General features: G+C 44.9%; 24 protein-coding genes. 13 read left to right on the forward strand and 11 right to left on the reverse strand.

Features of this window, described 5'->3' with window-relative positions; all coding sequences use genetic code 11:
- Positions 1-65: 65 nt before the first annotated feature.
- Positions 66-1,529, forward strand: coding sequence for a formylglycine-generating enzyme family protein (locus NYE53_RS04125; protein WP_339247425.1), 1,464 nt, complete (start codon positions 66-68; stop codon positions 1,527-1,529).
- Positions 1,530-2,101: 572 nt separating this feature from the next.
- Here the strand turns inward: NYE53_RS04125 and yfmF are convergent.
- From yfmF to NYE53_RS04150, 5 genes are all read right to left on the reverse strand, one after another.
- A complete protein-coding gene (gene yfmF, locus NYE53_RS04130) occupies positions 2,102-2,902 on the reverse strand; it encodes a Fe(3+)-citrate ABC transporter ATP-binding protein YfmF (protein WP_124048443.1) in 801 nt (266 codons plus the stop codon).
- A 12-nt stretch (positions 2,903-2,914) separates the two neighbouring features.
- Complete coding sequence (gene yfmE / locus NYE53_RS04135; RefSeq protein ID WP_069703760.1) at positions 2,915-3,916, reverse strand: Fe(3+)-citrate ABC transporter permease YfmE; 1,002 nt, start codon at positions 3,914-3,916, stop codon at positions 2,915-2,917.
- Complete coding sequence (gene fecD, locus NYE53_RS04140; protein WP_015482945.1) at positions 3,913-4,914, reverse strand: Fe(3+) dicitrate ABC transporter permease FecD; 1,002 nt, start codon at positions 4,912-4,914, stop codon at positions 3,913-3,915. Before fecD ends, yfmE begins: the two co-directional genes overlap by 4 nt.
- A 71-nt stretch (positions 4,915-4,985) precedes the next feature.
- Positions 4,986-5,933 (reverse strand): Fe(3+)-citrate ABC transporter substrate-binding protein YfmC, encoded by a 948-nt coding sequence (gene yfmC, locus NYE53_RS04145; RefSeq protein ID WP_070548703.1) that lies wholly within the window; start codon positions 5,931-5,933, stop codon positions 4,986-4,988.
- Positions 5,934-6,041: 108 nt separating this feature from the next.
- Entirely contained in the window at positions 6,042-6,410 is a 369-nt protein-coding gene (locus NYE53_RS04150) for a YfmB family protein (RefSeq protein ID WP_339247431.1), read from the reverse strand.
- A gap of 244 nt (positions 6,411-6,654) precedes the next feature.
- Here NYE53_RS04150 and NYE53_RS04155 point away from each other — a divergent pair, with 244 nt between their 5' ends.
- The 10 genes from NYE53_RS04155 (at position 6,655) to nosA (ending at position 16,943) form a co-directional block, all read left to right on the forward strand.
- Complete coding sequence (locus tag NYE53_RS04155; protein ID WP_003233729.1) at positions 6,655-7,002, forward strand: general stress protein; 348 nt, start codon at positions 6,655-6,657, stop codon at positions 7,000-7,002.
- A gap of 189 nt (positions 7,003-7,191) precedes the next feature.
- Positions 7,192-8,454 (forward strand): pectate lyase, encoded by a 1,263-nt coding sequence (locus NYE53_RS04160; RefSeq protein ID WP_123374188.1) that lies wholly within the window; start codon positions 7,192-7,194, stop codon positions 8,452-8,454.
- Positions 8,455-8,580: 126 nt separating this feature from the next.
- A complete protein-coding gene (locus tag NYE53_RS04165) occupies positions 8,581-10,017 on the forward strand; it encodes an anion permease (RefSeq protein WP_015383080.1) in 1,437 nt (478 codons plus the stop codon).
- Positions 10,018-10,144: 127 nt separating this feature from the next.
- Positions 10,145-11,773 (forward strand): two-component sensor histidine kinase CitS, encoded by a 1,629-nt coding sequence (yflR, locus tag NYE53_RS04170; protein WP_339247435.1) that lies wholly within the window; start codon positions 10,145-10,147, stop codon positions 11,771-11,773.
- Entirely contained in the window at positions 11,745-12,425 is a 681-nt protein-coding gene (gene citT / locus NYE53_RS04175; RefSeq protein ID WP_339247438.1) for a two-component response regulator CitT, read from the forward strand. Before yflR ends, citT begins: the two co-directional genes overlap by 29 nt.
- A 2-nt stretch (positions 12,426-12,427) precedes the next feature.
- Positions 12,428-13,387, forward strand: coding sequence for a tripartite tricarboxylate transporter substrate binding protein (locus NYE53_RS04180; RefSeq protein WP_339247441.1), 960 nt, complete (start codon positions 12,428-12,430; stop codon positions 13,385-13,387).
- A 26-nt stretch (positions 13,388-13,413) separates the two neighbouring features.
- The gene (locus NYE53_RS04185; protein WP_339247443.1) at positions 13,414-13,569 is read left to right on the forward strand and encodes a hypothetical protein; all 156 of its coding nucleotides are present in this window, start codon (positions 13,414-13,416) and stop codon (positions 13,567-13,569) included.
- Positions 13,570-13,581: 12 nt separating this feature from the next.
- Positions 13,582-14,883 carry a citrate transporter CitM gene (gene citM / locus NYE53_RS04190; RefSeq protein WP_003242978.1) on the forward strand — a complete coding sequence of 434 codons (1,302 nt, stop codon included), beginning with the start codon at positions 13,582-13,584 and terminating at the stop codon, positions 14,881-14,883.
- Between the two features lie 55 nt (positions 14,884-14,938).
- Positions 14,939-15,733, forward strand: a complete 795-nt coding sequence (locus tag NYE53_RS04195) for an MBL fold metallo-hydrolase (RefSeq protein ID WP_339247445.1) — start codon at positions 14,939-14,941, stop codon at positions 15,731-15,733.
- Between the two features lie 118 nt (positions 15,734-15,851).
- Positions 15,852-16,943, forward strand: a complete 1,092-nt coding sequence (gene nosA, locus NYE53_RS04200) for a nitric oxide synthase (protein ID WP_017697495.1) — start codon at positions 15,852-15,854, stop codon at positions 16,941-16,943.
- Here nosA and NYE53_RS04205 read toward each other — a convergent pair.
- A complete protein-coding gene (locus NYE53_RS04205; protein ID WP_339247448.1) occupies positions 16,934-17,209 on the reverse strand; it encodes an acylphosphatase in 276 nt (91 codons plus the stop codon). The two genes, nosA and NYE53_RS04205, sit on opposite strands and share 10 nt — an antisense overlap.
- 66 nt (positions 17,210-17,275) lie before the next feature.
- Here NYE53_RS04205 and NYE53_RS04210 point away from each other — a divergent pair, with 66 nt between their 5' ends.
- Entirely contained in the window at positions 17,276-17,941 is a 666-nt protein-coding gene (locus NYE53_RS04210) for an MOSC domain-containing protein (protein WP_339247450.1), read from the forward strand.
- Between the two features lie 37 nt (positions 17,942-17,978).
- On the opposite strand, the gene NYE53_RS04215 is transcribed toward NYE53_RS04210, so the two are convergent.
- The 4 genes from NYE53_RS04215 to map form a co-directional block, all read right to left on the reverse strand.
- The gene (locus NYE53_RS04215) at positions 17,979-18,116 is read right to left on the reverse strand and encodes a YflJ family protein (protein WP_003239885.1); all 138 of its coding nucleotides are present in this window, start codon (positions 18,114-18,116) and stop codon (positions 17,979-17,981) included.
- Between the two features lie 156 nt (positions 18,117-18,272).
- Positions 18,273-18,428: a hypothetical protein gene (locus NYE53_RS04220; RefSeq protein ID WP_003244572.1), complete on the reverse strand. Its 156-nt coding sequence runs from the start codon at positions 18,426-18,428 to the stop codon at positions 18,273-18,275.
- Between the two features lie 106 nt (positions 18,429-18,534).
- The gene (locus NYE53_RS04225) at positions 18,535-18,849 is read right to left on the reverse strand and encodes a DUF3243 domain-containing protein (RefSeq protein ID WP_003242951.1); all 315 of its coding nucleotides are present in this window, start codon (positions 18,847-18,849) and stop codon (positions 18,535-18,537) included.
- A gap of 81 nt (positions 18,850-18,930) precedes the next feature.
- A complete protein-coding gene (gene map, locus NYE53_RS04230) occupies positions 18,931-19,680 on the reverse strand; it encodes a type I methionyl aminopeptidase (RefSeq protein ID WP_123374182.1) in 750 nt (249 codons plus the stop codon).
- 171 nt (positions 19,681-19,851) lie between these two features.
- Between map and nagE the strand changes: the two genes are divergently transcribed.
- Entirely contained in the window at positions 19,852-21,210 is a 1,359-nt protein-coding gene (gene nagE, locus NYE53_RS04235; RefSeq protein ID WP_123374181.1) for an N-acetylglucosamine-specific PTS transporter subunit IIBC, read from the forward strand.
- 34 nt (positions 21,211-21,244) lie between these two features.
- Here nagE and ltaS read toward each other — a convergent pair whose 3' ends face one another.
- Positions 21,245-23,191: a lipoteichoic acid synthase gene (gene ltaS / locus NYE53_RS04240; RefSeq protein ID WP_123374180.1), complete on the reverse strand. Its 1,947-nt coding sequence runs from the start codon at positions 23,189-23,191 to the stop codon at positions 21,245-21,247.
- Positions 23,192-23,250: the final 59 nt, after the last annotated feature.

Raw genomic sequence — 23,250 nt, forward strand, 5'->3', positions numbered from 1 at the left:
CACTTAGGGAATAGCATTTAATGCTATTCCTTATTTCAACAAACAAATCGGGAGGTTATCGTAATTTGACTCTATTAATGCAAGATCATAAATCAATTTACAATAAAGATATAGAAATATTAATTGAAGTTGAAGAACTTATTACTTCTGTTCCAGAAAATAAAAAAAATGATTTTAAGAGTTTAATCGATAATAGAATTATGACTCTACTAAATAAAATTCAACATCCTGTAGCAGCTGAAAATGTGTTTGGGATGTGTATTGCTTATCCGAATACTTACATAAGGTATAGATTAATTGATTTCGTTGAAAAATGGGTACCTTATTTCTCTGCTGTAGAAACTATAATCAATCTAACCCAGGATCCGGATGATTTAGTTTCTTTTAAAGCTATGGATGTCTGTGCAAATCATAAAATTGAAGAATCTGTAGCATATTTGTCTTCGATCATTGATGATGTCCGGGAGAGTATAAGCTACCCTAAAAAACCTGTGGGATTAGGGGCCCAAAAAGTATTAAGTACATTATTAGATATATTCGGTGTTGAAAAACATGAAGAGCTAGTAATGCTAAAAAATTATTTTGATCAAAATGGTATCCTTCCTAATAACTTTGACTTTGAAGAAAAAATTCCTCAAAGTCTAATAGAGGAATTCGAAAAAACAGAAGAAGATGGGATGATTTTAATTCCGGGTGGCTTTTTTGAATTCGGTTTAAATGAAAATGAAATTCCTGACAAAACATTTAATTGGAAAGATGCTGTTCCTAGACAAAAAGTATGGTTACCTCCATTTTTTATCGATAAGTATCCTGTTACAAATAAAGATTATGATATCTTTACCGAGTTCATAGAGGAAAATGGGCATATATTCTGTCATCCTAATGAACCGCAGAATAAACAACATAGAAGAAATACATATTGGGATGATAGGTATTTAGATAATCATCCCGTTACAGGTATAGATTTTTATGATGCATTTGCTTACGCAAGATATAAGGGGAAAGAATTGCCAACCGAGTTTCAATGGGAAAAAGCTGCTCGAGGCGAAAAGGGTAATGTCTGGCCTTGGGGAGATAAATTTGATCCTGCAAAGGTTCAATATGCTGGAAGTCTTTATAATGAACCCATTACTTCTTTAAAGTGCTGGAGAGAAAATTTATTAAAAGCTCATGCTGATAAAGAATTAAATCATTTAACAAGTGATATTTTTGAGCAAAATGGTGAAAGTCCCTATGGAGTATGCGGTATGATCGGCGGAACATGGGAGTGGACTAGAAGTGAGCTTAAAACAAAGAGAGCTTTCCACCCTATTTTTGAGAATGTACCATTTAATAGTGTTAACTCATTTGCCGTTCTTAAAGGAGGATCATTCTTCTCTCATCCAGGCTTAATGTTCCCTTCTTTTAGAGCAAAAGATATTCCTTTCTGTCGACACAATGAAATGGGGATTAGATGCGTAAAGAATATTCCAGTATATAAAATTAGAGAATCAATTAATGGGCCAATTACTAATAAAGCAATTTATTAATCATTCTAGGTTAGAGACTTGATAAAAGTATACTAACATTGTGTAATAATGTTCAGCTTGTAGAAAAAACAATGTTTTTTCTACAAGATTTTATTTTAAATGCTTTTCATAATTATCAGGGATTGAGAATCAGAAAAAGAGCCATTAAGCTCGATCTTAGCTAGGTATTACGATCTTCTGTATATTATTGTGAGAAATATAGAAGATTCAGTTAGTTAGCATTTCGATTTTAAGCTGAGCCTGCAATAGCAAAGCATCTGTTTTGATTATTCTTTTTCTGATACATAAGCTAATTTTGTCGCTTTTCTTTTTTGTCTTTTCACGCATTTCGAGGATGACTTACTATAATTCTTTCAGCTTTTCTATGTGTTAAGATTCGAATAGATGAAATAACTTTAACAAGTTGGTCAATAAGAACAGATTTAACTTTATGTTAAAAGAGTATCTCGTATAGAACATAAGAAGAATGACGAGTTTTTTAAGATTATCATCAATTATGTGAGAATAAAATATTATAAGGGAAAATGAAGGCTGTCACGTTTCTCGACAGCCCTAGGGATTTCCTCTCCTTTTCATTTCGCCCGTAATTTCGGGCACAGTCCCGTCGGCAGGCACATTGGCTTCTGGTCGATCGGGCTTCTCATGATGCAGCATTCCAAGCCGAAGACTTCACGGAAAAATGGCTGGGTGAACACATCTTCCGGTGTTCCGGCGTTGTATATTTTTCCGTCCAGCACACTGATCAGATAGTCAGCGTATTGAGCGGCTTGGTTTAAATCATGGAGCACCATGACAACGGTGCGGCCATGGTCGCGGTTCAGCTTTTTCAGCAGTTCAAGCACTTCAATCTGATGTGAGATGTCTAAATACGTGGTCGGCTCATCAAGCAAAAGCAAATCAGTGCCTTGCGCAAGTGCCATGGAAATCCAGGCTCTTTGTCTTTGGCCGCCTGAAAGGGCATCCAGCGTCCGCTCCTTCAGTTCAATCATGCCCGTTGCTTCCAGCGCCCACTCTACCATGTCATGATCCTCTTGGGTATGCTTGGATAACAGCTTTTTGTGAGGATGTCTGCCAAAATAGCATAATTCCTCTACCGTCAATCCTTCAGGAGCCTGAGGAGATTGTGGAAGAATGGCCAGTTTTTTTGCGACTTCTTTTGATGGCTGGCGGTGGATGTCTTTTCCTTCTAGTAGCACTGTACCGCTTTTCGGAGCCATCAGCCTGGCGAGCGATTTGAGGATTGTTGATTTACCGCAGCCATTAGCGCCGATGAGCGCAGTGATTTTTCCTTCTTCTATCTTTAAGTCGACTCCGTCAATAATCACTGTACTGTCATATGAAAGAGTGAGCTGGTCTGCAGCCAGTTTTCCCATGGTATCCTCTCCCTACTGTTTCCTCGCTTCGAATTTCAATAAATATAAGAAATAAGGCGCGCCGATCACGGCTGTCAGTATTCCGGCAGGTATTTCAACCGGAGGCATGATGCCGCGCCCTAACGTATCTGCAATTAATAATATAATAGCACCAATCAATGCCGATGCAGGCAGTAAATATTTGGCTTTTTCTCCGGTAAGCCGTCTGGCGATATGCGGAGCAAGCAAGCCGATAAAACCGATTGAGCCGACGACGGCTACACAGCTTCCCGCCAGCGCCACCGCGGTGAAAATCAGGATGAATCTCAGCCGGTTTGCGTTTTCTCCGAGACCCTGTGCAAGCTCATCCCCGAGTGACATAAGATCCAGCTTCGGTATGAGTATGCAGACGATCGGAAAAAGAATCAAAAGCCATGGCGCAAGCAGGTTGACTTCTTCCCAGTTTCTTCCCCAGAGGCTTCCTGTCAGCCAAATGAGTGCAGCATTCACGTCGCCCGGAAACTTGACCATCATATATTGCATTCCGGCGTGGCAGACCGCGCCTAAAGCAATGCCTGATAAAGCCAGTGAAGAGGGCTGAATGCTCTTTTTTCGGGCTATCATTAATAATAGTACAGCAATAATGGCGGCTCCGGCAAATGCGGAGAACGGAAGCACGTATACCGGCGACTCAGGAAAGATGAGAATCACAGCCATCGCCGCAAGTCCGGAGCCTTTTGAAATGCCGACAACGTCCGGAGAAGCGAGCGGATTTCGGATCACACCCTGTAAAATCGCTCCGGCAGCGGCAAGCCCAGCACCGGCCAAAATCGCTAATATGATGCGGGGCAGACGATATTGCTGGATGATAAATTCAAAGGAATGATCCAGTCCCAGCAGATTCGTCACAACCGCATCAGGTGAAATGTATAATGCACCGATTCCAATGCTGATGACGGACAGTACGATCAAAATCACGGCCAATATGAGTATCGCCAGCAAGGGGCGTTTTTGTTTTCTGGTTGTTTTCTTCATTTCAGATGTCGCCCTTTCCTTGCCAAATATAAGAAAAACGGCGTTCCGATAATCGCGGTGACAATGCCGACCGGTGATTCATAAGGAAATGCAATCCATCTGGCCAGAACATCTGCGTACACCAGCAAAATGGCACCGAACAGTGCCGAAAACGGAAGCACGTATTGATAATGTTCTCCGATCAGCTTGCGGACAATATGCGGGACGAGCAGCCCGACAAAGCCAATCGGCCCGGCGACGGCTACGGAAGCGCCGGAAAGGATTAAAATAATCAAACTGATTAGAATCCGGATGCCGTTCATATTTTGTCCAAGCCCTTTTGCTGTTTCGTCTCCGAGACCGAGAACAGATACAGAACCGGAAAATACGAGGGCAAGCCCGATGCCAATGACAGAAAACGGAGCGATGGTTATGACATCCTGCCAGTTGCTGCCGTCGATTGCGCCTGTCATCCAGTACAGAACATCCTCACCTGACTCATTTAAAATAATGATGGCCTGTGTCATAGAGGAGAGGAACAAATGCACGGCCATTCCTGACAGCGCCAGCTTAACAGGTGTCATTCCGCCGGATGAGGCAATCATATACACAATCGCGCCGCCTGCTGCCGCACCCGCAAAAGCGAATATAACAGATGAATAGGGCGATGCCGGCAGAATGACGAGAGAAGCAACGACAAAAAGCGATGCACCCGCATTCACACCGAAAATTTGGGGTGAAGCCAGAGGGTTTCTGGTCATAGCCTGCATCAGCGCCCCTGCTACAGCTAGGCTGGCGCCGACAAAAACGCCGATTAAAGTGCGGGGAAGGCGAAGAGTAGAGATGATGAGCTGTTCCTTTGAACCGTCCCATACAAAAAGATATTTCAATGAATCTATGATGCCGATGTCTGAGGCTCCTACTGAAAGATTCAGCCCAAGCCCAAATATAAAAATAATCAGTGCAATGATGAACATCATCAGTCTTGATGATGAGCGCCGTTTGGCTGAATGATACAACAGTCTCACTTCCTTACTGCGTCTGGTTGCAAAAACGAAGAAGCAAGGATTCCCCTCGCTTCTCATTTGTCCTATTTATTATACACTTTTTTAAGCACATCTTTGGCGCTTGTTTCACTAGACTTGATGCCTCTGAATCTTGTCCAAGTGTCACGGTCCGCATCATAGACTTGTCCATTTTTCACCGCTTTGAGATTTTTCCAGAGCGGGTTCGTTTTCCACTCATCTACAATGGTTTTGCCTTCGTTGGCTGAGATGAACAAAATATCAGGATCGATTTTGCTCAATTGCTCGAGGCTGACCTCTTGATAGGCGTTATCTGACTTCACAGCGTGTGTAAAGCCGAGCATTTTAAAGATTTCTCCGTCATAGGATGATGATGTATGAAGCTGGAAGGAATCCGCTCTTGCAACGCCGAGAACGATGTTGCGGTTTTCATCTTTCGGAAGTTCGGCTTTTAGATCGTTGATGACTTTTTTGTGCTCGGCAAGCTTTTCTTTTCCTTCATCTTCTTTATTTAATGCTTTAGCAATGGTCGTAAAGCTGTCGATCGTTTCGTCATATGTCGCTTCACGGCTTTTTAATTCAATCGTCGGAGCGATTTGTTTCAGCTGTTTATAAATGTTTTTATGGCGCTCAGCGTCAGCGATGATTAAATCAGGCTTCAAGGAACTGATGACCTCAAGATTGGGTTCGCTGCGTGTGCCTACAGATGTGTAATCAATGGAGCTGCCGACAAGCTTTTTAATCATATCTTTTTTGTTGTCATCGGCGATGCCCACCGGCGTAATGCCGAGATTGTGAACGGCATCCAAGAATGAAAGCTCAAGCACAACCACCCGCTTAGGTGTGCCGCTTACTGTCGTTTTTCCTTCTTCGTCATGGATCACTCTGGAATCCTTAGACTCGCTTTTGCCGCTTCCGTTGTTATTCTGGCTTGATGAACAGCCGGATACAATGAGGCAGGCGAGCAATAAAACACTCATGATGGCAATCAACTTGTTAGAATAGGTGCGCATGTCATTCTTCCTTTTTTCAGATTTAGTAATGAGAATCATTATCACATGTAACACTATAATAGCATGGCTTATCATGTCAATATTTTTTTAGTAAAGAAAGCTGCGTTTTTACTGCTTTCTCATGAAAGCATCATCAGACACAAATAAGTGGTATGCAGCGTTACCGTGTCTTCGAGACAAAAACGCATGGGCGTTGGCTTTAGAGGTTTCGAACATATCAGCAGTGACATAAGGAAGGAGATTGCTGAGATAACCGGACAATTTCTTTTCTATTTCATCTGTTAGTGCAAATTCAATGTCGCCGATATTCATGATAATCGAGAAAACAAAGTCGATATCGATATGAAAATGTTCCTCGGCAAAAACCGCAAGCTCGTGAATTCCTGGTGAACATCCGGCACGCTTATGGAAAATCTGTTTGACTAAATCACTCACAATCCAAGCATTGTATTGCTGTTCTGGTGAAAAGTATTGCATTAGACATACCTCCTGCTCGTACGGATAAAGGCAGCGTTTCATGGTCGTGTGCTCCGTGCAGCGGCTTCTCTTTAATTTCGGATTTTTCTGAAAATAGATCCCGTTCCTATCACTTTACCATGGACGGAAAACAAATAGCTACTACCATTCTTCCTGTTTTTCTCTTTAATGTTCTGGAATCTGTTTCAGGTACAGACGATCGGGTATGAAAGAAATATAGAAAACATGAAGGAGGAATATCGACATGAAACCAGTTGTAAAAGAGTATACAAATGACGAACAGCTCATGAAGGATGTAGAGGAATTACAGAAAATGGGTGTTGCGAAAGAGGATGTATACGTCTTAGCTCACGACGATGACAGAACGGAACGCCTGGCAGACAACACGAATGCCAATACGATCGGAGCCAAAGAAACAGGTTTCAAGCACGCGGTGGGAAATATCTTCAATAAAAAAGGAGACGAGCTCCGCAATAAAATTCACGAAATCGGTTTTTCTGAAGATGAAGCCGCTCAATTTGAAAAACGCTTAGATGAAGGAAAAGTGCTTCTCTTTGTGACAGATAACGAAAAAGTGAAAGCTTGGGCATAAAGCAAGGAAAAAACCAAAAGGCTATGACGGCCTTTTGGTTTTTTTGCGGTCTTTGCGGTGGCATTTTGCAGAATGCCGCAATAGGATAGCGGAACATTTTCGGTTCTGAATGTCCCTCAATTTGCTATTATATTTTTGTGATAAATTGGAATAAAATCTCACAAAATAGAAAATGGGGGTACATAGTGGATGAAAAAAGTGATGTTAGCTACGGCTTTGTTTTTAGGATTGACTCCAGCTGGCGCGAACGCAGCTGATTTAGGCCACCAGACGTTGGGATCCAATGATGGCTGGGGCGCGTACTCGACCGGCACGACAGGCGGATCAAAAGCATCGTCCTCAAATGTGTATACCGTCAGCAACAGAAACCAGCTTGTCTCGGCATTAGGGAAGGAAACGAACACAACGCCAAAAATCATTTATATCAAGGGAACGATTGACATGAACGTAGATGACAATCTGAAGCCGCTTGGTCTAAATGACTATAAAGATCCGGAGTATGATTTGGACAAATATTTGAAAGCCTATGATCCTAGCACATGGGGCAAAAAAGAGCCGTCGGGAACACAAGAAGAAGCGAGAGCACGCTCTCAGAAAAACCAAAAAGCACGGGTCATGGTGGATATCCCTGCAAACACGACGATCGTCGGTTCAGGGACTAACGCTAAAGTCGTGGGAGGAAACTTCCAGATCAAGAGTGATAACGTCATTATTCGCAACATTGAATTCCAGGATGCCTATGATTATTTTCCGCAATGGGATCCGACTGACGGAAGCTCAGGAAACTGGAACTCACAATACGACAACATCACGATAAACGGCGGCACACATATCTGGATTGATCACTGTACATTTAATGACGGTTCGCGTCCGGACAGCACATCACCGAAATATTATGGAAGAAAATATCAGCACCATGACGGCCAAACGGATGCTTCCAACGGCGCTAACTATATCACGATGTCTTACAACTATTATCACGATCATGATAAAAGCTCCATTTTCGGATCAAGTGACAGCAAAACCTCCGATGACGGCAAATTAAAAATTTCGCTGCATCATAACCGCTATAAAAATATTGTCCAGCGCGCGCCGAGAGTCCGCTTCGGGCAAGTGCACGTATACAACAACTATTATGAAGGCAGCACAAGCTCCTCAGATTATGCCTTCAGCTATGCATGGGGAATTGGAAAGTCTTCTAAAATCTATGCCCAAAACAATGTCATTGACGTACCGGGACTGTCAGCTGCTAAAACGATCAGCGTATTCAGCGGGGGAACGGCTTTATATGACTCCGGCACGTTGCTGAACGGCACACAGATCAACGCATCGGCTGCAAACGGGCTGAGCTCTTCTGTCGGCTGGACGCCGTCTCTGCATGGTTCGATTGATGCTTCTGCTAATGTGAAATCAAATGTTATAAATCAAGCGGGTGCGGGTAAATTAAATTAAGAAAGTGAAAAACACAAAGGGTGCTAACCTTTGTGTTTTTTAATTAATTAAAATGTTTATTAACTTAGTTAAGGAGTAGAATGAAAAAGGGGATCGGAAAACAAGTATATAGGAGGAGACCTATTTATGGCTTCAGAAAAAGACGCAGGAAAACAGTCAGCAGTAAAGCTTGTTCCATTGCTTATTACTGTCGCTGTGGGACTAATCATCTGGTTTATTCCCGCTCCGTCCGGACTTGAACCTAAAGCTTGGCATTTGTTTGCGATTTTTGTCGCAACAATTATCGGCTTTATCTCCAAGCCCTTGCCAATGGGTGCAATTGCAATTTTTGCATTGGCGGTTACTGCACTAACTGGAACACTATCAATTGAGGATACATTAAGTGGATTCGGGAATAAGACCATTTGGCTTATCGTTATCGCATTCTTTATTTCCCGGGGATTTATCAAAACCGGGCTCGGTGCGAGAATTTCGTATGTATTCGTTCAGAAATTCGGGAAAAAAACCCTTGGACTTTCTTATTCACTGCTATTCAGTGATTTAATACTTTCACCTGCTATTCCAAGTAATACGGCGCGTGCAGGAGGCATTATATTTCCTATTATCAGATCATTATCCGAAACATTCGGATCAAGCCCGGCAAATGGAACAGAGAGAAAAATCGGTGCATTCTTATTAAAAACCGGTTTTCAGGGGAATCTGATCACATCTGCTATGTTCCTGACAGCGATGGCGGCGAACCCGCTGATTGCCAAGCTGGCCCATGATGTCGCAGGGGTGGACTTAACATGGACAAGCTGGGCAATTGCCGCGATTGTACCGGGACTTGTAAGCTTAATCATTACGCCGCTTGTGATTTACAAGCTGTATCCGCCGGAAATCAAAGAAACACCGGATGCGGCGAAAATCGCAACAGAAAAACTGAAAGAAATGGGACCGTTCAAAAAATCAGAGCTTTCCATGGTTATCGTGTTTCTTTTGGTGCTTGTGCTGTGGATTTTTGGCGGCAGCTTCAACATCGACGCAACCACAACCGCATTGATCGGTTTGTCCGTTCTCTTATTATCACAAGTTCTGACTTGGGATGATATCAAGAAAGAACAGGGCGCTTGGGATACGCTCACTTGGTTTGCGGCGCTTGTCATGCTCGCCAACTTCTTGAATGAATTAGGCATGGTGTCTTGGTTCAGTAATGCCATGAAATCATCCGTATCAGGGTTCTCTTGGATTGTGGCATTCATCATTTTAATTGTTGTGTATTATTACTCTCACTATTTCTTTGCAAGTGCGACAGCCCACATCAGTGCGATGTATTCAGCATTTTTGGCTGTCGTCGTGGCAGCGGGCGCACCGCCGCTTTTAGCAGCGCTGAGCCTCGCGTTCATCAGCAACCTGTTCGGGTCAACGACTCACTACGGTTCTGGAGCGGCTCCGGTCTTCTTCGGAGCAGGCTACATCCCACAAGGCAAATGGTGGTCCATCGGATTTATTCTGTCGATTGTTCATATCATCGTATGGCTTGTGATCGGCGGATTATGGTGGAAAGTACTAGGAATATGGTAGAAAGAAAAAGGCAGACGCGGTCTGCCTTTTTTTTATTTTCACTCCTTCGCAAGAAAACGGATTTTGAAAAATGAGAAAATTGCCTGTGAAAAATGGTATGATCTAGGTAGAAAGGACGGCTGGTGCTGTGGTGAAAAAGCGGTTCCATTTTTCCCTGCAAACAAAAATAATGGGGCTGATTGCGGCTCTGCTGGTCTTTGTCATTGGTGTGCTGACCATTACGTTAGCCGTTCAGCATACACAGGGGGAACGGAGACAGGCAGAGCAGCTGGCGGTTCAAACGGCGAGAACCATTTCCTATATGCCGCCGGTTAAAGAGCTCATTGAGAGAAAAGACGGACATGCGGCTCAGACGCAAGAGGTCATTGAACAAATGAAAGAACAGACTGGCGCGTTTGCCATTTATGTTTTGGACGAAAAAGGAGACATTCGCAGCGCCTCTGGAAAAAGCGGATTAAAGAAACTGGAGCGCAGCAGAGAAATTTTGTTTGGCGGTTCGCATGTTTCTGAAACAAAAGCGGATGGACGAAGAGTGATCAGAGGGAGCGCGCCGATTATAAAAGAACAAAAGGGATACAGCCAAGTGATCGGCAGCGTGTCTGTTGATTTTCTGCAAACGGAGACAGAGCAAAGCATCAAAAAGCATTTGAGAAATTTGAGTGTGATTGCTGTGCTTGTACTGCTGCTCGGATTTATTGGCGCCGCCGTGCTGGCGAAAAGCATCAGAAAGGATACGCTCGGGCTTGAGCCGCATGAGATCGCGGCTCTATATCGTGAGAGAAACGCAATGCTTTTCGCGATTCGAGAAGGGATTATTGCCACCAATCGTGAAGGCGTCGTCACCATGATGAACGTATCGGCGGCCGAGATGCTGAAGCTGCCCGAGCCTGTGATCCATCTTCCTATAGATGACGTCATGCCGGGAGCAGGGCTGATGTCTGTGCTTGAACAAGGAGAAATGCTGCCGAACCAGGAGGTAAGCGTCAACGATCAAGTGTTTATTATCAATACGAAAGTGATGAATCAAGGAGGGCAGGCGTATGGAATTGTCGTCAGCTTCAGGGAGAAAACAGAGCTGAAGAAGCTGATCGACACATTGACAGAGGTTCGCAAATATTCTGAGGATCTCAGGGCGCAGACTCATGAATTTTCAAATAAGCTTTATGCGATTTTAGGGCTGCTTGAGCTTGGGGAGTATGATGAAGCCATTGATCTGATTAAAGAGGAATATGCGATACAAAATGAACAGCATGATCTTTTATTCCATAACATTCATTCGCAGCAGGTGCAGGCCATTTTGTTAGGGAAAATAAGCAAGGCATCGGAAAAGAAGGTCAAGCTGGTGATTGATGAGAACAGCTCACTCGCGCCTCTTCCTGCACATATCGGCTTGTCCCATCTTATTACGATTATGGGCAATTTAATTGATAACGCTTTCGAAGCTGTAGCGGAGCAAAGCGTGAAGGAAGTTTTGTTTTTTATCACGGATATGGGCCATGACATTGTCATTGAAGTATCAGACACAGGGCCCGGTGTGCCGCCAGAGAAAATAGAAGCTGTGTTTGAGAGAGGCTATTCTTCAAAGGGGATGAGGAGAGGCTACGGTCTGGCCAATGTGAAAGACTCAGTGCGTGAACTGGGCGGCTGGATCGAACTGGCGAATCAAAAAACTGGCGGGGCGGTATTCACTGTGTTTATACCGAAGGAGAAACAAAGGGGGAATCCATTTGATTCACATCGCGATTGCGGAGGATGATTTTCGAGTTGCGCAAATCCATGAGAGATTGATTAAACAGCTTGATGGATTCAAGATTATCGGCAAGGCGGCCAACGCAAAAGAGACATTGGCGCTTTTGAAGGAACACAAGGCTGATTTGCTTCTGCTGGATATTTATATGCCGGACGAGCTTGGGACCGCGTTGATTCCTGATATACGAAGCCGATTTCCTGAAGTGGACATTATGATTATCACAGCGGCAACAGAAACCCGGCATTTGCAGGAAGCGCTAAGAGCAGGAATTGCCCACTATTTGATCAAACCCGTAACGGCTGACAAGTTCAGGCAGGTGCTGCTTCAGTATAAAGAAAAAAGGAAGCTGCTCATGTCTCAGCCGGAGGTCAGCCAATCCATGATCGACCATATTTTTGGGAACGGTGTGAAGACAGCTTTGCTGGCAGAGGATTTGCCGACTGGCATTAATTCGATTACACTGCGAAAAATTAAGGAAGCGCTTCAGACTGCGTCAGAAGGATTGACAGCGGAGGAACTTGGGGAAAAAATGGGGGCGTCACGAACAACTGCCCGCCGTTATGCCGAGTACCTTGTGTCAAAGGAAGAAGCAAGAGCCGAGCTTGAATACGGGATTATCGGCAGGCCGGAGAGAAAATATTATTTGGCGGCGGATTAGATATGAAAAAATCTATAATCATATTGATTATTCTATTGATCTTTATGCAGGGTGATATCAGGCAGGCGGCTGCGCCGCGCCTGCCGGACGGGCCGATAGAAATTGTCGTCCCTGCCGAACCTTCTGGCGGCTGGGATGTCACAGCGCAGGCGATCCAATCAGTTTTGAGGCAGAAGCAGATCGTGAAGGATGATGTTCATATCGTCTATAAATCCGGCGGCGGGGGAGAGAAAGGCTGGAAATATGTCAACAAAAGCAGCAAACAAACCATCAGCATGACGTCCAGCCTAATATTGAGCAATGATCTTCTCGGGCAAAGCAAATTAAAAATGGCCGATTTTACGCCGCTCGCCATTCTCTCCAAGGAATGGCAGACGGTTGCATTGCCAAAAGGGTCAGCGTTAACAAATGGCAAGGATGTGCTGAATGAGATCAACATGCATCCCGGCAAGGTGAGAATCGGCTTTGCCCCGGGGTTTGGCAATGATGATCAGCTCTCGTTCGTCAGAGCGGCAGATATGTACGGCATTGACCCGTTTGACATTCAATTCTCACAGTATGACAGCAGTGAACAGCTCATTCAGGCGCTGATCAGACATGAGATAGAAGCGGCTTCCATGACACTTTCTGAAGCGAAACCATATGAACGAAACGGCGATATTACGTTAGCCGCTGTAACGTCTGATAAAAGACTTCCCGGTTTTCCAAATGTACCGACGTGGAAGGAGCAGGGAATCCCGTTTGTTTTTTCTCATTGGAGAGGGATTTTGGGCCCGAAAAATATGTCTGAGGAAGAGATTTCTTACTGGGATCAAGCGCTAAAGAAGGTCACCTCTTCACCTGAATGGAAGCGGAAAATAAACGAACAGGACTGGGAAAGTTTTTATTTGAACAGCAGGGAAACGAAACGGTTTTTAGAAGAGCAATCTGCTTTTTATCAAAGCATCATGACAGGAAATTAAGATCCCGGCTTCCGGGATTTTTTTTCATGCCGAAATTTGATCAAAAAGAACAAAACGGTTTTAAAAAATTAAAAATACAAAAAAACCAAATTATTTACTTGCGGTTGGTTTTCTCATACGATGGCAAAAAGGCAAGACAAAAGGGGAGTAAGGGAGAAAAAAATGTAAGCGGATTCATTTAAGGGGGAATGGATGTGTTAGCAATCTTAGGCTTTCTCATGATGCTTGTGTTTATGGCATTGATCATGACAAAACGGCTTTCTGTTTTAACAGCATTAGTTTTGACGCCGATTGTGTTTGCGCTTATCGCCGGATTTGGATTTACTGAAGTTGGGGACATGATGATTTCGGGGATTCAGCAAGTCGCGCCGACTGCGGTCATGATTATGTTTGCGATCTTATATTTTGGAATTATGATTGATACAGGCCTGTTTGATCCAATGGTTGGCAAAATTTTAAGCATGGTCAAAGGAGACCCTTTAAAAATTGTTGTCGGGACAGCGGTCCTTACAATGCTCGTCGCCTTGGACGGAGATGGCTCGACAACGTACATGATTACGACAAGCGCCATGCTTCCGCTCTATTTGCTGCTAGGCATCCGGCCAATTATCTTGGCAGGAATCGCGGGAGTCGGCATGGGAATCATGAACACGATTCCATGGGGTGGTGCGACGCCGAGGGCGGCGAGTGCGCTGGGGGTTGATCCAGCTGAGCTTACAGGTCCGATGATTCCTGTTATTGCAAGCGGGATGCTTTGTATGGTGGCGGTTGCGTATGTGCTTGGAAAAGCGGAACGAAAGCGCCTTGGTGTGATTGAACTGAAACAGCCAGCCAATGCCAATGAACCGGCTGCTGCGGTTGAAGATGAGTGGAAGCGGCCGAAGCTTTGGTGGTTCAATTTATTGTTAACGCTTTCTTTAATAGGTTGTTTAGTATCGGGTAAAGTCAGTTTAACCGTACTGTTTGTCATTGCGTTTTGTATTGCGCTGATTGTGAATTATCCCAATCTCGAGCATCAGAGACAGCGCATCGCGGCGCATTCCAGCAACGTGCTGGCTATCGGTTCAATGATTTTTGCTGCGGGGGTGTTCACGGGGATTTTGACAGGCACGAAAATGGTTGATGAAATGGCGATCTCGCTCGTGTCCATGATACCGGAACAAATGGGCGGATTGATCCCGGCGATTGTTGCCTTAACAAGCGGCATTTTCACATTTTTGATGCCGAATGACGCGTATTTCTACGGGGTGCTGCCGATTTTATCAGAAACAGCTGTCGCATACGGTGTGGATAAAGTGGAAATTGCCAGAGCCTCTATTATCGGCCAGCCGATTCATATGCTGAGTCCGCTTGTGCCATCCACTCATTTGCTTGTCGGACTCGTCGGAGTTTCTATTGATGACCATCAAAAATTCGCATTGAAATGGGCGGTTCTCGCAGTGATCGTCATGACGGCTATCGCTCTATTGATCGGTGCGATCTCTATTTCCGTATGATAATTCAGGCGTAATGACACACACTAACGGCATACAACATTCCGGAGGTGTCATTATGAGTGATCCTTATATGCCGCTGACTTCAGTCAGAAGCGGAACGGGGTTCGAAGCGGCAAAAGGGGTGCACGGCCTGACTGTGCAAATTGCGAATGTCTATTTTATTCAGCTGCCTTCTGAACCTCACTCATTTGTTTTAATTGATGCCGGCATGCCCCAATCAGCCGGCGTGATTGTCAATGAAGCCAAACAAAGATTCGGTGAAGGGTTTCAGCTGAAGGCGATTATCCTCACACACGGGCACTTTGACCATATTGGGGCAATCGAAGAGATCCTTGAACATTGGGATGTACCTGTTTATGTCCATTCTCGGGAAATGCCCTATGTAACAGGTAAAGAGAATTATCCTCCGGCTCGTCCTGACAGCAAGAGCGGGCTGGTCGCCAAGCTGTCGCCGCTGTTTCCGCGGCACTCCATCGATATTTCCTCACATGTCCAGGCACTGCCGGAGGACGGTTCAGTCCCCTTTCTTGACGAGTGGATGTGGATTGCGACACCAGGACACACGCCGGGCCATATTTCGTTATTCCGCGATGACGGCCGCGTGCTTGTAGCAGGTGATGCTGTTATTACAGTGGAACAGGAGAAAATGGCTGACGTCTTGATACAAAAACAGGAGCTTCACGGGCCGCCGGCTTATTTCACGCCTGACACAGAGACTGCCGCGGAGTCCATTCTAAAGCTGGCCGGTCTTGAACCGGAAGCGTTATTGACAGGGCACGGCATACCGATGACCGGCAAAAACTTTCGAAGTGACCTAACTGAATTAGCAAATCGATTATCGTCTATTTGACACCCGCACCACGCGGGTGTTTTTTATTGTTTTCCAAGAAGTTGCAGAAAAATCATTTGTCTTGCCGCTTAAAAACGATACAATGAAAAGCATGAAGTGATGTGAAGGGGAGAGTTTGTTGGAAGAAAAAGAAATACTCTGGAACGAAGCGAAAGCGTTTATTGCCGCATGCTATCAGGAATTGGGAAAGGAGGAGGAAGTGAAAGACCGTCTCGAGGACATTAAAAGCGAAATTGACCTGACCGGAAGCTATGTACATACGAAGGAAGAGCTGGAGCACGGAGCGAAAATGGCTTGGAGAAACAGCAACCGCTGCATCGGCAGATTGTTCTGGAATTCGCTGAATGTTATTGACAGACGAGACGTCCGGACGAAGGAGGAAGTGCGTGACGCCCTCTTTCACCATATTGAAATCGCCACCAATAACGGGAAAATCAGACCGACCATTACGATTTTCCCTCCGGAAGAGAAGGGTGAAAAGCAAGTCGAGATCTGGAATCATCAGCTGATCCGGTACGCTGGATATGAGTCAGACGGAGAAAGAATCGGAGACCCGGCTTCCTGTTCCCTGACAGCAGCCTGCGAAGAGCTCGGCTGGCGCGGAGAACGAACGGATTTTGACCTGCTGCCGCTCATTTTTCGCATGAAAGGCGACGAACAGCCTGTCTGGTATGAGCTGCCGCGTTCACTTGTGATCGAGGTTCCAATCACACATCCGGACATCGAGGCGTTTTCTGATTTGGAGCTGAAGTGGTACGGCGTGCCTATTATTTCTGATATGAAGCTTGAGGTCGGGGGCATTCATTATAATGCCGCGCCATTTAACGGCTGGTATATGGGCACGGAGATCGGAGCGAGAAACCTCGCAGATGAAAAGCGGTACGACAAGCTCAAAAAAGTAGCGTCCGTGATCGGCATCGCCGCTGATTACAATACGGATTTATGGAAGGATCAAGCGCTAGTTGAATTGAATAAAGCTGTGCTGCACTCGTATAAAAAGCAGGGTGTCAGCATCGTTGACCATCATACAGCGGCAAGCCAGTTTAAACGGTTTGAAGAACAGGAGGAAGAAGCGGGCAGAAAGCTGACGGGGGACTGGACGTGGCTGATTCCGCCAATTTCACCCGCTGCCACTCATATCTTCCACCGCTCCTATGATAACTCAATCGTTAAGCCGAACTATTTTTATCAAGATAAGCCTTATGAGTAAACAATAGAAAATCGATGATGGCCTTCAAGGCTGCGGGATTCAGTCACAGAGATGTCGGTAACTTTTGAGAAAGGGCTTCCGTCCTTTACAGCCTCAACAAACGATTGCAGGGCGTTTTCCGGACCCTCTGCCAAAATCTCGACACGCCCGTCATCACGGTTTTTGACCCAGCCGGCCAGTTTTCGCTTATCAGCTTCCATTTGAACAAAATAGCGAAAGCCCACACCTTGAACCCGGCCGTCTACAATGATTCGGTATTGAAGCATGTAAAAACCACCTTTTCTTTTTATGATAATCAATCATTTTACAACCTGTAAAGGGGATGTGTTTGTATGAAACCAGAGCGCTATTCAGTTCTTTCTCTTAATCTGGGAAAACCGCAGACGCTTGAATATGACGGAAAGAAAATCGAAACCGGCATCATGAAGCGGCCGGCTGAATCAGCCGTCATGCTGCATCGGGAGAATTTTGAAGGAGACGGACAGGCGGACCTCGTCAACCACGGCGGACCTGATAAGGCTGTCTGTGTCTACCCGGCGGAGCATTATCCGTTTTGGGAAGAGTTCCTCTCAAGACCGCTGTCAAATGCCGCATTTGGAGAAAATCTGACGGTCGCGGGCCTGACTGAGGAGAATGTTTGCATCGGGGATGTGTTCAGGCTTGATGAAGCTGTTGTTCAGGTCAGCCAGCCGCGCCAGCCGTGTGTAAAGCTGGCGAAAAAGTTTGGTGTAAAAGAAATGGTGCTGAAAGTTCAGCAAACCGGATATACAGGATTTTATTTTCGCGTGCTGGAAGAGGGCAGGGTCGCTCCGGATGCAAAGCTCGAACTGCTGTCCAGAGGCGAAAAAGGCATATCCGTCCAATTCGCAAACCATATCAAATACCATGACACAAAAAATCTCACTGCCATTGAACGGATGTTAAGTGAAGAAGCATTGTCTGAAAGCTGGAGATCTTCCTTTATCAAAAAACGGGACAGGCTGCTTTCGATTCAATAAAAAAGCCGCGCATCTAAACGTGCGCGGCTTCACCATGTCAGGATTGTTTTTTCTTTGTTTCAAGCAGGTTGGCAAGAAAATAGGTTTTATAGCTTTGAAGCTTTCTTCCCTCATGGTGCGTGATCCCCTGCTTTTTTAGTTCTGCCACATACCAGCCTTTACTGCCGTAATGCATGTCAGAAAACTCCTTTCCCTATCTGATTTCGAAACGATTGGCATTGTAACATCTATAAAAAGATGCTGAAAAGAGATGCGGGGAAAACTGAGCCTTTCGCACTAGATGTACGAATGTTCTTCTGTATGTATATGCGGAGCAAAAGCCGAATATGATTTAATGGCCGGTTAGTTTGATCATGACAACGCCAAATGTCATAATGGCGAAAACAATGCCGATATATGTGAGCATCCCGTTTTTTTTCTTAACGCCGTAAACGGTCATAATGATGCCTTCAATGAAAAAAATGATGCCGAAAATAATAAACCACATGCAGATAAAGGCTCCTTTCACAGACATAATAGTAGTGTAGCATATCTGAAAGAGCCGGGCTGTGACAATATCAAGAAAGCCGGGCGCATATCGCCCGGCTCATGTTTTATTGTTTATCAACCAATTTGACCAGAAGCTGTGCCAAATGTTCTTTCTCATCTTCGTCTGCAACGCTCCAAAGCTCTTGCAGCAGCATTTCTTCACCGTTTTGCGGCTCTTCATGCTTTGCGAGGTAGTCTCCCAGGATCGCAGCGCTTTTTACAAGCTTGCCGTCATCCAATCCCAGCTTTTTGCCTCGGTTGACTTGTTTTTTCAAGTAGCCTTTAAATTCCTCAAAGTCTTTTAAAATGTCTTCTTTTATTGTGCCATGCATCGCGTTCATTTCGTTTTCAATTTGGATTTTTTCTTGATCTCTGTTCATTGCAAGACCTCCTCGTGCAGAATAATGATGTTTTACCTGCTATTGGAGGAGGTTAAACCTGCCGGAAGCCCGGAATGTGTTTTACAGTTTCGTCAGGATAATCGGTTCATCTTTTGTGATGACGATCGTGTGTTCAACTTGGGCAACCATGCTTTTATCCGGCGTCTTGAACGTCCAGCCGTCTCCAGCTTCAACAATCGTTTCTGCTTTCGTTGAAATAAACGGTTCAAGCGCGATGACTGTGCCATTTTTGAACAGTGCGTTATCAAACGGATCATAATAGTTCATGATGTGGTTCGGCGCTTCATGCAGGCTTCGGCCGATTCCGTGGCCGGTCAGGGTTTTGATGACGGTAAAGCCTTGAGAGCGTGCTTCATGATAAACGGCTCTTCCGATCTGGTTTTGGCGCTTGCCCGCTTTTGCCTGCTGAAGCCCCTTTTGAAATGCGTTTTCCGCGCATTGGCAAAGCTTATGAAGGCGTTCTTCTCCTTCACCGAGCACAAATGAGATGCCTGTGTCGGAATAGAAGCCGCCAAATTCAGCGGAGATGTCGATGTTGACAAGGTCCCCTGCTTTTAAAATTTTGGATGTGCTTGGTATGCCGTGAGCCACTTCATCATTTACGCTGATGCATGTCACACCTGGAAAATCGTATTCCTTCTCAGGAGCTGAAACGGCGCCATGCTCATCAAGCACAGCTTTTCCGATAAGGTCAAGGTCTTTTGTGCTCATGCCGGGCTCTGCCTTCCGCTTCATTTCTTCACGCGCAAGCGCGACGATTCTTCCGATTTTTTTCAGGCCATCTAATTCTTGATCGTTTGTTACAATCATCTGTCATTCCCGCTTTCTTTTTAAATAATCTAGATTAAGCTTACCACAACTGTCTTAAAAATAGGAAACACACGGGCCTGGGAAAAAAGAAATACCCCCGGGAAAATTGGTATAGATCACTAGATATCTTATATGGTATATTTGAAAAAAAAGGGTATGAGGGGGATGGGTATGCTTTCATTTTTACAAAAACTCGGGAAGTCATTTATGCTCCCGATTGCGGTTCTGCCTGCGGTTGGAATTATCCTTGCGCTTGGCAGAGAGGATGTATTTAATATCCCGTTTGTCTATCAGGCGGGGACGGCGGTTTTTGATCATCTGCCGCTTATTTTTGCGATCGGAATTGCCATCGGCATTTCAAAAGACAGCAATGGGGCCGCGGGTTTATCAGGGGCGATATCGTATCTGATGCTTGACGCGGCAACAAAGACAATTGATAAAACAAATAACATGGCGGTGTTTGGGGGAATTATTGCCGGTTTAATTGCCGGTTACACCTATAACCGCTTCAAGGATACCAAGCTGCCTGAATATCTCGGGTTCTTCAGCGGCAGACGGCTTGTGCCGATTATAACAGCCATTATTACGATCATTTTAGCGGGCATATTCGGAGTCGTCTGGCCGCCGATTCAATCGTGTATAAACTCGTTTGGAGAGTGGATGCTCGGGCTCGGCGGCATCGGGGCAGGCATATTCGGCCTATTCAACAGGCTGTTAATTCCGCTTGGCCTTCACCATGTGCTGAACAATATTTTCTGGTTCCAATTCGGAGAATATAACGGAGTGACAGGGGATCTGGCGCGCTTTTTCGCGAAAGATCCGACAGCGGGCACATATATGACCGGATTTTTCCCAATCATGATGTTCGGTCTTCCGGCGGCGTGTCTGGCTATGGTTGTGACTGCGAAGCCGTCTAAACGGAAAGCGACGGCTGGAATGATGATTGGGTTTGCTTTAACAGCGTTTATCACAGGGATTACGGAGCCGATTGAGTTTGCATTTATGTTTTTATCTCCGCTATTATACGCTGTGCATGCAGTTTTAACCGGACTGTCGTTATTCATCGTTAATTTGCTCGGCATACGCTCTGGATTTTCTTTTTCAGCCGGTGCCATCGATTATCTTTTGAGCTACGGAATTGCAGAAAAGCCGCTGCTTCTGCTTCTGGTAGGTATATGCTATGCGGCTGTATACTTTGTCGTGTTTTACGTCTTAATTAAGACGTTGAATTTGAAAACGCCGGGACGGGAAGATGATGACTTGGATGAGGTGCTGGATGAGAACACAGCACAGTCTGTCAATGAAAACATCATGCTGAAGGGGCTTGGCGGAAAAGAAAACCTGCAGACGATTGATCACTGTGCGACAAGGCTGAGACTGACAGTGAAAGATACTTCTTTAGTGGATGAAGCGTTATTAAAGAAAGCAGGCGCAAAAGGAGTCGTCAAATCGGGCGGGCAATCAGTACAAGTCATTATTGGCCCGAATGTCGAGTTTGCGGCAGAGGAATTACGTGTTGCGGTGAAATAGAAAAAGCAGAGAGGCTGGCCTCTCTGCTTTTTTCTTATTTATCTTCGTCTTCTGTTGACGTCTCTGAATCTTCGCCGTGTTTTGTGTAATCATAATCGGAAGGGTTCACCTTTGTAAAACCTTTCGGGTTGTAGAAACGCAGCAGGTCTCCGTTTATGATTTTATCGGACATTTCAAGTTCCTTCTTGACGAGCGAGTCTTCTGACTTGTCGACTTCGGATTCATCGAGTTCTTTTCCGGTTTTCGTGTCGTAATACTTACCGGATATTTTCGTGTATTTCGGTGAAATAAAGTCTCCGTTTCGGAACGGAATCACTTCACGGTGTTCTTTCGATAAAATATCAGAACCGGACATCAGATAGTCCTTCGTATCCACTCCGAGCAGATGCAGAATGGTAGGAGCCACATCAACGTCTCCGGCATATTTATGAACTTTCTCGCCCTTCACGCCGGCAGCGTGGATAAAGAGCGGCACCCGTTGAAGCTGGGCGTTGTCGTAATCAGTGATTTCATCTTTGCCAAGCACTTTCGCCATCGCTTTATTGTGGTTTTCAGAGATGCCGTAGTGGTCTCCGTACATCACAATAATCGATTTATCATATAACCCGTCTTTTTTCAGGTCATTGAAGAATTGTTCAATGGACTGATCAAGGTAATGGGCTGACTGGAAGTAGTTATCGACGACAGAGTCACCAAAGTCTCCAGCCGGGAAGTCTGTATCCCCCTCATCCATTCCGAATGGGAAGTGGTTAGACAGGGTAATGAACTTCGTATAGAACGGCTGCGGCAGGCTTTCCAGCAGCGGCATTGATTCTTTGAAGAACGGTTTGTCTTTCATGCCGTAGTTTTTCGTGTTTTCTTCGTTCATGTCATAGTAGGCAGAATCAAAGAATTTATCAATGCCTTCCGCTTTGTACATTTCGTTACGGTTCCAGAACGTCTGCGTGTTCCCGTGGAAAGTAGCAGATGTGTAATTCTTAGACTTCAGAATCGCCGGAACGGATTGCAGCGTGTTTTGCGCTTTGTTTACGAAAACTGAACCTTGAGCCAGCGGGTACAGAGAGTTTTCCATCATAAATTCAGCATCAGATGTTTTGCCTTGTCCTGTTTGGTGGAAAAAGTTATCAAAGTAGAACGTTTCGTTATCATGTGCCAGTTTATTTAAGAATGGTGTCACTTCTTTGCCGTCAATTTTATAGTCGATGATAAATGACTGCAAAGATTCAAGTGAAACGTAAATGACGTTTTTTCCTTCCGCTTTGCCGAAATACACGTTATTCGGCACATCGTAATTGGCTTTCATGTAGTTTTCTACTTCCGTCACGTCGCTGGAATCGGCAAGCGCGCGCTGGCTGTTGGACTTGATATTCTGTACAGCGTCATAAATCGTGAAATTGTATGTTCCCAAGTATTTCACAAGATAGTTCCGGTCGAATGATCTTGTCAGCAATTCAGGACGGTCTGATTCCGCAACTGCCAGGTTGATCAAGAACACAAGAATTGAAGACGCAAAAATAATTCGGAACGATTTTTTGCTTGACGTTTCGGCAGGCTTGTTTACTTTGATCGCCAAGATGATCAGGATGATCGTATCGATAAAGTAAAAGGCGTCAGTCGGTCTCATCAGCGAAAATGCGCTGTCACCGAGTTGGCCGCCGTTTGTTTTAGCCTGCATAATGACCGGAATTGTAATAAAATCATTGAAAAATCTGTAGTACACAATGTTGGCGTACAGTAAAAAAGACATTAAAAAATGAATCACTATAATGGCTGTCTGCTGTAATTTTTTCTTGAACAAGAGTCCAAAGCCAAGAAAGAACAAGCTTGAGCTAAGAGGATTCACAAAAAGCAATATTTTTTGTATCGTGTTGTCTATTCCTAAGTTGAAGTTCAGGACATAACCGACATACGTTTTGATCCATAACAGGACGACCGCAATTAAGAAGAAGGCCAGTCCTCTTTCTTTTATAAATGTTTTCATTGTTACACTCCTTTTTTCCGATCCAGTTCGAGCGAAACGATAGAAAAAACGAACGTATC

The organism is Bacillus sp. FSL R5-0523 (genome assembly GCF_037975295.1).
Classification (GTDB): domain Bacteria; phylum Bacillota; class Bacilli; order Bacillales; family Bacillaceae; genus Bacillus; species Bacillus subtilis.